This window comes from Paenibacillus sp. GCM10027627, assembly GCF_042675505.1.
GTDB lineage: Bacteria > Bacillota > Bacilli > Paenibacillales > Paenibacillaceae > Pristimantibacillus.
On the sequence record NZ_JBHTHB010000003.1, the window covers coordinates 210,432 to 223,079 of the forward strand.

At 51.1% G+C, this 12,648-nt stretch carries 12 protein-coding genes; 1 reads left to right on the top strand and 11 read right to left on the bottom strand.

The annotated features are described in order from the left end of the window. Positions 1-12 precede the first annotated feature (12 nt). From thiL to yyaC, 7 genes are all read right to left on the bottom strand, one after another. A complete protein-coding gene (thiL, locus tag ACFQZE_RS12775; protein WP_379357439.1) occupies positions 13-1,119 on the bottom strand; it encodes a thiamine-phosphate kinase in 1,107 nt (368 codons plus the stop codon). A gap of 160 nt (positions 1,120-1,279) precedes the next feature. Then, positions 1,280-2,362 (bottom strand): HD-GYP domain-containing protein, encoded by a 1,083-nt coding sequence (locus tag ACFQZE_RS12780; RefSeq protein ID WP_379357441.1) that lies wholly within the window; start codon positions 2,360-2,362, stop codon positions 1,280-1,282. A gap of 108 nt (positions 2,363-2,470) precedes the next feature. Further along, positions 2,471-4,150, bottom strand: coding sequence for a histidine kinase N-terminal 7TM domain-containing diguanylate cyclase (locus ACFQZE_RS12785; RefSeq protein WP_379358213.1), 1,680 nt, complete (start codon positions 4,148-4,150; stop codon positions 2,471-2,473). Between the two features lie 103 nt (positions 4,151-4,253). Continuing rightward, a complete protein-coding gene (locus ACFQZE_RS12790) occupies positions 4,254-5,435 on the bottom strand; it encodes a class I SAM-dependent methyltransferase (RefSeq protein WP_379357443.1) in 1,182 nt (393 codons plus the stop codon). Positions 5,436-5,445: 10 nt separating this feature from the next. Further along, complete coding sequence (locus tag ACFQZE_RS12795; protein WP_379357445.1) at positions 5,446-6,108, bottom strand: DUF6483 family protein; 663 nt, start codon at positions 6,106-6,108, stop codon at positions 5,446-5,448. Positions 6,109-6,146: 38 nt separating this feature from the next. Next, the gene (locus ACFQZE_RS12800) at positions 6,147-6,989 is read right to left on the bottom strand and encodes an alpha/beta fold hydrolase (protein WP_379357447.1); all 843 of its coding nucleotides are present in this window, start codon (positions 6,987-6,989) and stop codon (positions 6,147-6,149) included. Position 6,990: 1 nt separating this feature from the next. Further along, entirely contained in the window at positions 6,991-7,608 is a 618-nt protein-coding gene (gene yyaC, locus ACFQZE_RS12805; protein ID WP_379357449.1) for a spore protease YyaC, read from the bottom strand. Positions 7,609-7,789: 181 nt separating this feature from the next. Here yyaC and ACFQZE_RS12810 point away from each other — a divergent pair, with 181 nt between their 5' ends. Beyond that, positions 7,790-8,023: a DUF1128 domain-containing protein gene (locus tag ACFQZE_RS12810; protein ID WP_379357451.1), complete on the top strand. Its 234-nt coding sequence runs from the start codon at positions 7,790-7,792 to the stop codon at positions 8,021-8,023. Positions 8,024-8,149: 126 nt separating this feature from the next. Here ACFQZE_RS12810 and ACFQZE_RS12815 read toward each other — a convergent pair whose 3' ends face one another. The 4 genes from ACFQZE_RS12815 to ACFQZE_RS12830 form a co-directional block, all read right to left on the bottom strand. Continuing rightward, positions 8,150-8,611, bottom strand: coding sequence for a hypothetical protein (locus tag ACFQZE_RS12815; RefSeq protein WP_379357453.1), 462 nt, complete (start codon positions 8,609-8,611; stop codon positions 8,150-8,152). A 160-nt stretch (positions 8,612-8,771) separates the two neighbouring features. Continuing rightward, positions 8,772-10,361, bottom strand: coding sequence for a UDP-glucose--hexose-1-phosphate uridylyltransferase (locus tag ACFQZE_RS12820; protein ID WP_379357455.1), 1,590 nt, complete (start codon positions 10,359-10,361; stop codon positions 8,772-8,774). 34 nt (positions 10,362-10,395) lie between these two features. After that, entirely contained in the window at positions 10,396-11,382 is a 987-nt protein-coding gene (gene galE, locus ACFQZE_RS12825; RefSeq protein ID WP_379357457.1) for a UDP-glucose 4-epimerase GalE, read from the bottom strand. Between the two features lie 41 nt (positions 11,383-11,423). After that, entirely contained in the window at positions 11,424-12,599 is a 1,176-nt protein-coding gene (locus ACFQZE_RS12830) for a galactokinase (RefSeq protein WP_379357459.1), read from the bottom strand. Between the last annotated feature and the right edge of the window lie 49 nt (positions 12,600-12,648).

The following is a 12,648-nucleotide window of genomic DNA, read 5'->3' on the forward strand; positions in this document are numbered from 1 at the left end:
TCCTTCACCCGTTCATTTTCCAAAATGATTGTATCCTCGCTTCTGCAAAGAAATTCTGTTCGTCGCCCCATTGGCCCAGTTTAATTCTTTCCTGTCGACCGAGCCGCCGCCTGACCAGTTTTCCGACAAACGCTCCAGTTGTACGTCCGGCTCGCCGTCTTCCGTTTTCCCGATAACATAGAACGGCAGCCCGCGTTCAGAAAAAGCAGCCTTAATGACTTCCAAAGCTTGTGAAGCAATGGTGCCAAGCAGCACATAGTCTTCTCCGCCATACAGCATCCATTCCAAAGGGTCCTTCCTAGCGATAGATGCGTATGCGCTTAAACTGCCGCTTTTCGGCAACAGCCCCTCGCTTAACACTAGCCTAAGTCCAGACGCTTCCGCAATTTCCCACGCTTCGCTGGCAAGGCCGTCGCTAACGTCGTTCAACGAAGTGCAGGCTCCCGATTGCAACAGCAGCCTTCCCGCCGCAACCGAAGGGCGCGGAGTTCGGTGCGCCGCAATCATGGAGCGGTAAGCTTCGTTTTCTGCATCGTCCACCACGCCGGAATTCGCAGTCTTAGCCTGCAAAAAGTGAAGCCCCGCCCCCGACAAGCCGATCGGCCCCGTCAGAAAAACGGCGTCTCCGGGTCTGGCCCCTGAACGTAGAAGCTCCTTGCCGGCCTCCACTGTCCCCGTCAGCGTAACGGAAATAACGAGCGGTCCCGGCGACGATGTCGTATCTCCGCCAGCAACAGCAATACTATACCGTTCTGCGCAGGAGTACAGGCCGTCATACACTTTCCGCATCCGATCCGCACTGTAGGACTGGGGCACGCTGACCGATACAAAAGCCGCAAGTGGCACCCCACCCATCGCCGCAATATCGCTAACATTGGCGGCCAGCGCCTTATATCCAATATCATCGTCTCGCATCGTAACCTCGGCAAAGTGGACGGACTCCACCATCGTATCCATCGCTACAAGGAGCCTTTTTTCTCCCGAGATACCGTCTGCTGCCGCAGCAATGTCGAGCACAGCCGCATCGTCTCCGATGCCGTAATCGACGCCGCGCGTCCTAAGCAGGTCCAGGCTTTGCCGACCAGCCGTCCAATGACGAATGCGTGCAAATTCATCCAATGGTCGCCTCTCCCCCATCGTCTTCCGTGAGCTTTATTTCATTTCATTTTACCGTAAACCTATCCATATTCAAAGCCAAACTCGCCCGCACTCAAAAAGCAAGCCTCTTCCCTTCTCGTCTTCGGACGGGAAGGGAAGAGGCTTGCTTCCTATGAGCTAGCTACAATTCTTTTACAATCGTAATATGAAGCTCATTTTTCAGCTCGATCTCGTAAGGAGATTTAGGCGTGGTGCCGTCTGCTTCCTTGATGACGCGAACGCGAGGGCGATGCACGGCCAGCTCGTTGTTTTCCGAGACGACAACAACCTGTCCCGTACTAAGCAGCAGCGTCGTAGAAACAGGATAGACCGAAATATGGCTGCAAAACAGCTTGATCAATTCCAAATCGAAAAAGGTGCCCCCCGCCGCAAACAGAAATTCGACGGCTTCGCTTGTCGTATAACGCTTGCGATGAGGCCTTGGAGAAACCAGAGCATCGTAAGTATCGGCTAAGCCGACAATTTGGGCGTACATATGGATTTCATCCTTTTTGAGGCCGCGCGGGTAGCCCATCCCGTTGAAACGTTCGTGATGCTGAAGCGCGCAATGGGCAGATACAATGGAAATATCATGATATTTGCGCAAAATATCGAACCCTTCCTTAGGGTGCGTGCGCAGCAGCTCCAAATCATCATTTGAATACCGCCCGGTATGCGTAAGCAGCTTGGGCGGCAGCTTCGTCATGCCGATATCAAACAGCAAGGCGCCAATGCCGAGCTCTTCCAGTTGGTTGCGGTTAAAGCCTTTTGCAATGCCCATAATGCCGGACAATACCGCTACGTTAAACGAATGCTGGAACAAATAAGCGTCCATGGAGTGGATGCTTGTCAGGTTGACCAGCATATTGGGTCTAGTCGCCAAGTCCTGCATAATGCTGCCGAAAACCGCGCGAAAGTTGCGGCCCATATCGGGTGCGATCGTCCTTCCTTTCGTGATTGTCTCGTCTCGGAAGGAATTCATCGTTTTATAAATCGTATTGACCGCTTCTTTTCGGGTCTCGTCTCGAATGCTGTCCTCGGGGATAATATCGGTCGTTGTTCCGTCTTCAATAAACAAAAAGTCGATCCCTAAGTTTCCAAGCCTGGCAATATAACGCTCGCTCAGCTCTACCCCTTCGCCAAGCAGCACGTTTCCGTTTTCTTGAAAAATGGGCTTTGCAACCCGATCTCCGGGCTTGACCATCCCAAGCTGCACTTTTCTCATTAGACTGTTCCCGCCTTTAAACAAAACTTACACCGTATGGTCAGATATACCTATTTTATCAGAGTCCGTCCGTTCTTGCCATGTAAGCAGCAGGTAATCCGCCGAACTTTAGGCGAGCTTTCGTTTCACAATTTGGTTGCGGCCATTGTATTTCGCTTCATACAAAGCGGCGTCCGCCTGCGCCATAAGCTCGCGCAGAAACGCCTTCGGATTTTCCAGCTCTTCCGGGCCATGCGGCTCGATTGAAATGACGCCCATACTGATCGTAACCGCGACCGCGGCATCGCCAATGCCGGTAGGCACTTTATTTTGCTCAACGGCGCTTTTCACTTGCTCCGCAACTCGATCCGCCTGCTCCCGGCCCGTATGCGGCAAATAAACGGTGAATTCCTCGCCTCCGAAGCGAGCCAGCACATCCGTCAAACGGAGCACGCTCCGCACCGCATCCACCGTGCTGCACAGCACCTCGTCTCCGGTCAGATGACCGAAGCGGTCGTTAATTTTTTTGAAATAATCCAGATCAAATATAAAAATAGAAAACGGAATGCCGTATCTGAGATTGGACAGAACTTCTCCTTCAAGCTGCTGAAGCAAATACCTTCTGTTGAAGCAGCCCGTAAGCCCGTCCGTAATGGCCATATGCTCCAGCTTTTTGTTCGCCTGATACAGCTCGTCCTGCATGGCGAGCAGCTCGCGGTTTCTCTCATGCAGCAGTTCGTTTTGCGTATTGGTTTCCTCTACTAGCATGCGCAGCTCCGTAACATCCTGAAACGTCAGCACTCTGCCCACAATCTTTTTTTTCTGATTCAGGATAGGAGCCGACTGAACAATGACGTGGCGGACAATTTGCAGCTCAATCGTCAGCTCCACTTCCAGCCTCTCCATAGGCCGGAGCCGCTGCGCTTCGAAGAAGGCGAGAAATTGCCTCTCCGTATCCCCTTTAAATTGGGATGCAAGCGCCTTCGCATTAAAAAAATCGCCAATTCGGATTCGAAGAATAGGTTTGATCACCTTGTTGACTTCAATGATCATGTCATTCTCGTCCATGACGATAATACCCATGGACATCGTATTCATAATATCCTTTTGTACGATTTGAATAATATCAAATACTTTGTTGCGGCTGATTGCATGAACGATATAAACGGCCGTAACCGCCATGCCTATCGAAATTAAAGGAATGTAACGATCAATATAATGGATGTACTGGACGTTGACCAAAAAATCGACGACCGCAAAAAACGAAAGCATAAATACCCCGTTCAGGGCGGTCCGCACCATCTTCCGCTGTCTGGCCGAATCGTCTCGCCTTCCAAGCTTGTATAACAAAATAATAACGGAAATAGACAAATAAGCGACGAGCTGTACAATCATCACCCAATACAGCGGGCCATGTTGGAGTTGCTTCAAAGCCGAAAGAGTTACATCAATATGCAGAAACATGCCTTTCGGATTCCATATAACGACAATAACCGACACTAGTGCCGGTATCGATAGAAAAAGTAGGCGACTCTTGCGAATCACATAGTATTGCCCCGTAAGATATAAAATAAATGAAAACCAACCCACTCCCACCAACGAAAGTCCTACATAAGAAGCGGATAGGTAAAACAGCCTGTAGGACAGCGTCGATGTCGTCTGAGAGGCGAATTGGAAAAGCGGCCACATCATAAAGACGACATGCAAGAAAAGATAGATTCGGTGCAGAACCGTTACGGAGCTGGAAGAAAACACGTATATAAATAAGCCCATAAGCACCAAAAACATACTAAAATCAAGCCAAATCATCCATTCCACTACGGTTCACCCATTCATTTGGTAGCCATCTTCTTCCATTGTAGCAAATGTTAATCCTATCGACAATTGGCTATTTCCCAGAAACTTTTACAGTCTAATGCCGTTCGGGCAAGCGGCCTGCCATCATTCTCTCCAGTGCGGGAGATAGATGAAGAAAGTTTCTGAACGTTTCGTATTGCTCCCATTTGGATAAGGATAGTTCTTTGTGCGGAGAAGCTACAGCCCTAATCAGCAGGTTTTTCGGAGTATGCTCGGGATCGACAAATTCCAGCATCTGCACCTTATACCCAATTACCTCAAGCAAATGCCCCCTTGCCGCATCCGTAGCCAAAGCGGCAAACCGTTCCTTAAGCAGCCCTTGCGAAAGAATAGGAGTAAGCTCCGCGCTCTCGACTTGCCGGAACAGTTCGTGCTGGCAGCAAGGCACCGACATAATGACAGACGCTCCCCAGCCAACCGCTTTCGCCAGAGCCGCATCGGTCGCCGTGTCGCAGGCATGCAAAGTGACAACCATGTCCGCTCCATCCAGCGCCTCATATTCCCCGATATCGCCGACCAAAAAGGTTAGCTTGTCAAACTCTAGCTTTTGGGCGAGATCCGAGCAAAAGGCAATGACATCCTTTTTCAAATCCAGTCCGATCACAGAAATATTTCGTCCAAGCTCGACCGCCAGCAAATGATACAATGCGAATGTCAAATAAGATTTACCGCAGCCGAAATCGACAATTTTAATTTCGCGGTCCCTTGGCAAAGCATCCAACACGTCATTCACCATCTCAAGAAAACGATTGATTTGACGATATTTATCCTGCTTTTTTGCATACACTTTGCCTTCGGGAGACATAATGCCAAGCTCTACAAGGAAAGGCGCCGGTTTCCCTTCCTCCAATATTCTTTGCTTCTGCCGATTATGTTCCTGTACGGTTCCCTTCGTCCTGCTGCTGACCGCTTGCGTCCTAACGGTTGCTTTGCCTTTTTTTCCGAGCAGCAGCTGAACGTCGGCATCCGAAGTTTTGACCAGCGCTTGGCGATAGCCGTCCGCCAGCAAGTCCAAGAGCCGATCGGCCGCTTCCTCGGCTTTCAAATTCAAATGATACGCCTTGCCTGCAAAATGCGACTCGAACTGGTAATGCAGCCCGTCCTTCAGCGCAACCGGGCGTATAACCGTTTTGGGCGCCAGCTCGCCTCCTTTGGTCCGAGGCTGACTTAGCGTGGCCTGATGAAGCTCGCCTTCCCGAATCCACGTACGTATATCCTGCTGCCATTGTTCAACCATTGCGAACCTGTCACTCCTCTAGTTCCTTATTCAGCCCGATGAGCTGATGCATGCCTTCTCGAATCTCATCTCTCGGAAGACCGCCTGCCGCCAGCTCCTCATCGCTCTGCGCCAGCAGTCGGTTATATGTATTCATCGCCTCGGAAGAGTCCATTTCATCCGCTTCCAGCAGCTCAAACATAACATTTTCCGTTAAATCGTATCTTCCTTGCGCTTCATGCCATTCCATCAGCAGCTTTTTGGCCGGCACAGGCAGTTCGTATGCGCCCAGCTGTTCCAAAAGCTCCGCAATTTGCGAGCGAGGCTCCACAATGTTCGGTTCCGCATCCATAAGCGACAGCCTAATAAACAAGCGCAGCGAACGAACGGACAGAGCATGCCATTCCGACTCTCTGCCCAACTCGCCGTGCAAGATAGCCTCTTGCTTCATAAGCACTGCAATGGCCGCAAGCTGATCCGTATCGACCAATCCGTTTGTCGTCATCACTTTAATTAAATCTTTGTCCGATAAATTGCGAATGAGCTTGCTGCTTAAACGAAAGTGCTTATCCAAAAGCTCGTCGATCACAAAAAGCGCCTCTTGCTGTTTCATTTCTTTGCGCAAACCCATAATTTGCCCCAGCGCTTCCGTCATCTGGCTGACGAGTCTCATAAAATAATCCCGTTGAAACAACCGCGACGCCTCCCCTAGTCTCCCTGCAGACCTGAGCTTTAAATCGAGCGAACGAAGGACGCCAGTTCCTCCGCAAGCTGTGCGGAACATTCCATCATGCTCATATGTCCGGCTTCTTCAAGCTCGACCTTTCTTGTATCCGCCCCTATTGCCGAAAAGGTGCTGCCAGGCGGGATAACGCCGTCTTGAGACCCGGCCACCAGCAGAACGGGGAGCTTCGTTTGATGAATGACGACGCTGCGGTCCGCTCTTGCTTTCATTCCTTTAGCCGTTGCGACAGCTCCATGAAGAGAGGTGCCATACCCGATTTCCTTGCACCGGTCCACTTCCGGCTTCATTCCTTCGATCCGGCTGGGAGCAAACAGCTTAGGAATAAGGCCGTCTACAAAGACGGATACACCGCCGGTTTCCAGCGCTGCAACCGCTTTGTCCCGATTTTCTTTCGCTGTATCGCTGTCCGCAAGCGGTGTGGAATGAACAAGGCCGAACGCGGACAGCTTATCCGGGTGCTTATCCGCAAACGCCAATGCGATATATCCTCCCAGCGAATGGCCGAGCACAATCGCTTGCTTGATTCCTATTTCAGCCAGCAATCCTTCCAAATCGCCCGCAAAACTCTCCATCGTATAGATTTCGTCGGAAGGCGCCGCGCTAAGTCCGTGTCCGCGGGCGTCCGGTGCAATAATTCTTATTGTGCTCGACAGTTCGTCCACTACCTTTTCCCAATAAGCGGAGCTGCCGCAATAACCATGCAATAGCACCAAAGCCGTGTCCAAACCATGTGCTTCTTTGGAGTCGTAATAAGCCAGCTTCACGCCGCTGCTCAGCGTAATTTCCTCTTGTGCCAAAGAACGTGCGCTTTGTTCTTTATTCGTTTCCATTTCATTTCGCCTCCTCAAATAATTCCGCCCGCTCATTCCCATTGGAGCTCTCCTCTTGCGGCGGCCATGCCGCCCCTACAGCTGCCGCTACTTTGTCAGCCATTCGCATGACATGATGCAGCGAAGTCGTTTGGAGCATCCAATACGCTTTGGGGCCGTTTATATTTACAATACCCGCGATGCTGTAATTTCCAACAGGGGGCAGCCTTCTGCCAGTGGCCGCACCGGGCTGCAAGGGACCCTCTTTCGCCACGAAGCCTCCAACAAGCTGCGGTTTGCCGAGGCCAGCGTCAATCGCCACGACCGTTAATCCTTCTTCCGTTCCCAAGCTTGCCGCCTCCCGAGCGGCCGCCTCCACTTTATACGCGTCGCACGGCTCCTCCAGCGTCCCGATTACCCGGCTCCATCCTTGCCTTTTCAGCAGCGTTCCGACGATTGGGCCAAATGAGTCTCCCGTCGATCTGTCGCTGCCAATACAGATGAACAGTATTTTCTCCTTATCGGGCTGATTCTGTGCAATCACTGCAAAAAATGCGGACAGCTCCGCTTGACCGTTCCACTCCGTCCCGGTCACGGCGTCTCCCGCACGCCCGCTCATCCATTCCTGTTTCTTATTCAACTCTCTCCCACTTTCCCCGGGTTGTCCGCTAGAGAGCGCATCAACATTTTCGCAAACCGTCCGTCACTCGCCCTCTACGGCCTATTGTACCCAATTTCAATCCCCGCTTCAATTTGTGGCCTTGCCCTTCCCAGCATGGTACAATGGCGGAAGCAGGAGCCAGACGAAAGGGGAATCCGGAATGGATTTGCAAAACCACACGCAAGAAAACGTTGAGTATATGATCGAGGCGATCAAAACGAAGCTGAGAATGGCTTCGGGGGCCGCTATGCAAGCGACTAATTTCGACATTGACCAGTACGAAGATTTAAGAGATATATATGAGGTAGTCGAATCCAAAGACAAATTCAGCATTAGCGAGGTTGAGGCACTCGTTTCCGAGCTAGGAAAACTTCGAAAAAATCAAAAAAAATAAATTAAAAATTCAAAAATTATAAGCATTTAATTGCCAAAAACCACCATTTATTTTCATTTTTCGACAAAAAAAGAACCGAAATCGACATAGGCCGATTTCGGTTCTTTCTCCAATGGAAAACTATATTTATTCAGCCGTTTCTGAAGCCGTATCGCCTTCAGGCTCAAGCGCTTCGATAGAAAGCTTGATGGAGATCGCCTTCTTCTCTCCCTTAAGGAAATGGGCCAGTCGCTCCAGCTTGTCGGCCAGCTCCGGTCCGCTTAATGTCGTGTTCAAATGATAGTCGAAGCCGTCGGAAGGAAGCTTGGACGAATAGGAGCCCGCCCCTCTCCAGCCGCGATCCTCAAGCATACCGGCGCGCTGCTGCAGATGCTCTTGCACAGGGTAGAACTTGTCCGATTTATTGACGACGCGCTCATAGATGCGAAGCTTCTTGAGCAGCATATAGTACTGAGCGGAATGCTTAAAATTCCAAGCTTCTCTAATATCCTTAAGCGTGTAGTCCATCTTCCATCTCTTCAGCTTCTCTACCTGCTCGTCCGTGGTGAGCTGCAAAAACTCGTCGAGCGGCAGCATTTTCTCCGGCATTAATATCCCTCCATAACTTTCTTGCTTCAATTAGCAAAATAATAATTCTAAAAACAATATTTATTATATAAAAAATACCATAATATTAATCGGAATACAATAAAGAACCTTCCCGAATGTTCACAAGACCATTTGGGAAGGCTCCGCGCCCTTCTCTATTTCAGACCAATTTCAGACCAATTGAATTCAAAAAGGAAACAAATGAGGCCATTCCGCTTCCGTTTCGTTTGAATACGCCAGCATCCATTAGGGCTTCCATAAACTTTTCTCCCGTTTCAGCCCGCAAGATGGACTCCGCTTCCGTCAGCGTGTTTAAAGCGCCATAACGGTCCAAGAGCCTCTTCACCCATTCCGCATGCTTATGCAAGGGATGAGCGGGGTCGCACAGCGATTCTGCGCCTTCAGACGATTGCCCGGTCAAATATAACTCGAGCTGCTCCAGCTCCGCTTTCAGCCGGCCAGGCAATACAGCGAGGCCCATCACCTCAATTAAGCCGATGTTTTCTTTCTTGATGTGATGAAGATGCGCATGCGGGTGGAAAATGCCATCCGGGTGACGCTCGCTCGTTCGATTATTGCGGAGAACCAAATCCAGCTCGTATTCTCCGTTCTTCTTCATTCTGGCAATAGGAGTCACGGTATTGTGCGGAATCCGCTCGCCAGCCGGTTGTTCCGTATACGCCAAAACATCCGCTCCCTCATCGCTGTATTCCTTCCAGCAATCGAGAATACGGCAGGCCGCGTCCAGCACGCCCTCTTTTGACATCCCGTTCAGACGCAGTACCGACATCGGCCAGCGTACAATGCCAAATCGGATGCCGGGTTTTGATTCGTCCATAAACACCGCATCCAGCGGCGCGGATTCCATCGGAAACGGATGGCGTCCAGCCTGGAAGTGATCATGGCTAAGAATGGAGCCGCCTACAATAGGCAAATCCGCGTTGGACCCAATAAAATAGTGCGGAAACTGATCTACAAAATCTAGCAGCCTGGCAAAGGTTTGATGCGTTAGTGCCATCGGCTCATGGGCGCCTTTTAATACGATGCTATGCTCGTTGTAGTAAACATAAGGCGAATATTGAAATTGCCACTCCTCGTCCTGCAGCCGAAGAGGAATCATTCTTAAATTTTGTCTGGCAGGATGGTCTTCGCGCCCCGCATAGCCGACGTTGTCCGCACAAAGCAGACAGCTTGGATAGCTTGATGGCGCCAGCGTCCGCAAGCGGGCGATTTCTTTCGGATCTTTCTCCGGCTTGGATAAATTGACAGTGATCTCTAAGCTTCCATATGGCGTAGCATGGGGCCAATGAGGGTTTTTGGCAATGCGGTCCATGCGAATGTAATTGCAATCGATGCTGAGCCGGTAAAAGTCGTCTGTCGCCGCCTTAATCCCATCTCTCTCCGCCGTTTTTTGAAAGGCGGCCGCGACCTCCGAAGGCCTCGGCATAAGGAAGCCCATTATACGGGCATCGAGCAAATCGCGCTGCGTCACCGTTTGACTTTCGATAATCGATATTGAATATCCATAGTCGAGCAGCAGCTCCAGCAGAGGGACAGGACTGTCCAGCCGTTCATCCGGGACGCTTCCCGCAAAGGGTTGTGCGAAACAAAACAAATCCAGCAGGCCGTTTCTTGCGGCGGATACGTCCAAACGGTGCAATAACCGTCTCTGGAGCGCAAATTGTAGCAATCGTTCAATGGTCAGCAGAGCTTCGGCAGCGGCCGGTGCCTCCGGGTAGTTTGACTTCATTCGTAACGGCTCCTCCCTCTCGCGCCTAACGCCTCTAGTTGTCGTAGCCGTTCGGGTGGCCGGAATGCCATGCCCAGGCGCTCTTGATGATCTCTTCCAGGTTGCTGCGGCTCGGACTCCAGCCCAGCTCCTCGCGTGCCTTCGCAGATGAAGCGACAAGCACAGCAGGGTCTCCCGCCCGGCGCGGCTCCATCTTGGCCGCAATTTCCTTGCCCGTTACGGAACGGGCAATATCAATCACTTCCTTGACGGAAAATCCTTGCCCATTGCCTAAATTGTAAACCGAGCTGCCGGCTCCGCTGCGAAGCCGCTCTACCGCCAGCACATGCGCATCCGCCAAATCGCTAACGTGAATGTAATCGCGGATGCAGGTTCCATCCGGCGTATTGTAATCGTCTCCGAATATAGAAATATGCGCACGTTTTCCAAGCGCAGTCTCCAGCACGATCGGAATCAAATGAGTTTCGGGCTCGTGATGCTCGCCAATCTTTCCGCTCTCATGCGCGCCTGCCGCATTGAAATAACGGAGCGATATGGAGCGGAGGCCGCAAGCGGATTCGAACCAGCGAATCATTTTTTCCATCGCAAGCTTCGTCTCGCCATACGTATTGGTCGGACTTGTCCGGTCCTCTTCCCGGATAGGAATGTTCTCAGGCTCGCCGTAGGTCGCCGCCGTTGAAGAGAATACAAGCTTTAAAACGTTGTATTCCTTCATTTTTTGCAGCAGGCATAAGGTGCCGTAAACGTTGTTGTGATAATACTTTCCAGGGTCCTTCATACTTTCGCCCACAAGCGAATGCGCGGCAAAATGGACGACCGCATCGATGCTGTTTTCCTGAAAGACCGTATCCATAAAAGCGGCGTCCCGCAAATCCCCAGCATATAGCTTGCCGCCCAGCAAAGCAGCTCGGTGTCCTTGCTGCAAATTATCGACGACTACAATGTCTTCCCCTTTTTCCAAAAGCGCCGCTACCGTATGAGATCCGATATATCCCGCGCCTCCCGTAACCAAAACTGCCAATAGTCCCATCTCCTTTTTTTAGAGAAAGTCCGTATTTCATTTTAAGCCAACCGTTCAACCCCGTTCCCTATATGACAAACGTAAAAATCGGCTTCGAGGCCCGTCGCTTCCTTGTACCGCTCCCCAACCGTCTTGCAAAATGGCTCCACGCAATCGTCGCGGACAAGAGAAACGGTGCAGCCGCCAAAACCCGCCCCCGTCATGCGGGAGCCAAGCACGCCCTCTACTTCTCTCGCGGCATTGACCATGGCATCCAGTTCGTCTCCCGTCACTTCATACAAATGTCTGAGCGAATCGTGGGAGGCGTTCATCAACTCTCCGAATTTCGGCAAATCATTCCCTTTAAGCGCCTTTACAGCTTGCATGACTCTGTCGATTTCCTCCAGCACATGCTGGGCTCTTCGTCTTGCCGTATCGTCTTTAATCAACGCTTTGGAAGCGTTAAAGCTCTCTAGGCTCAATTGGCCGAGCAGCTCCAGCTCCGGATAAGCGGCGCGCAGGTCTGCGACTGCCCGCTCGCACTCCATCCGGCGCTCATTGTATTTGGAATCCACAAGCCCGCGGCGTTTGTTCGTATTGCCGATAACGAGCTTGTAGCCTTTTGCCTGAAATGGCACCAGTTCATACTCCAACGTGTCGCACATGAGCAAAATAGCGTGCTCCCGCTTCCCGTTTGCGACGGCGAACTGGTCCATAATGCCGCATTTGACCCCGTTGAATTCATTCTCCGCCTTTTGCGACAAAAGCGCAATTTTGACGGGATCTACCGGCAAGCCTTCAAGGGAAAGCAAAGCGTAAGCCGTTACGACCTCGATGGAAGCGGAAGAAGATAAACCTGCGCCATTGGGGATTTCTCCGCAATATAGCAAGTCGTAGCCGCTCGCCAGAACGATTCCTTGCTCAAGAAGCTCGTTCAACACACCTTTTGGGTAATTCATCCAATCGTCCTGGGCCGAATAGGCGACTGAATCTATAGAAAGGACAGCGGAAGCCGGAAAGTTTGTGGATGCAAGTCCGAAACCTCTGTCTTCTCTTGCCCGAATGAGCAAGGTAGTGCCGAATTCGAGAGCGGCAGGAAAAACATATCCGCCGTTATAGTCGGTATGCTCCCCGATCAAATTGACCCGGCCGGGCGCATGGAATACCGCAATTTCCGCTTCCGAATCGCCGCCGTACAATTCCAAAAATGTTCTCTTCAATGCATCGATGTTTGCCATTTGCGATCACGTTCCTTCAGGAATGATATAAGAGCAGTTGGTCCATATA

Bases quoted from the DNA above. Each gene is read 5' to 3' on its own strand.
- ACFQZE_RS12815 (WP_379357453.1), bottom strand. From the start codon at position 8,611: ATGCCGGAGAAAATGCTGCCGCTCGACGAGTTTTTGCAGCTCACCACG.
- ACFQZE_RS12780 (WP_379357441.1), bottom strand. From the start codon at position 2,362: ATGAGAAAAGTGCAGCTTGGGATGGTCAAGCCCGGAGATCGGGTTGCA.
- ACFQZE_RS12830 (WP_379357459.1), bottom strand. From the start codon at position 12,599: ATGGCAAACATCGATGCATTGAAGAGAACATTTTTGGAATTGTACGGC.
- ACFQZE_RS12820 (WP_379357455.1), bottom strand. From the start codon at position 10,361: ATGAAGTCAAACTACCCGGAGGCACCGGCCGCTGCCGAAGCTCTGCTG.
- ACFQZE_RS12800 (WP_379357447.1), bottom strand. From the start codon at position 6,989: ATGGAAACGAATAAAGAACAAAGCGCACGTTCTTTGGCACAAGAGGAA.
- ACFQZE_RS12790 (WP_379357443.1), bottom strand. From the start codon at position 5,435: ATGGTTGAACAATGGCAGCAGGATATACGTACGTGGATTCGGGAAGGC.
- ACFQZE_RS12785 (WP_379358213.1), bottom strand. From the start codon at position 4,150: ATGATTTGGCTTGATTTTAGTATGTTTTTGGTGCTTATGGGCTTATTT.
- ACFQZE_RS12810 (WP_379357451.1), top strand. From the start codon at position 7,790: ATGGATTTGCAAAACCACACGCAAGAAAACGTTGAGTATATGATCGAG.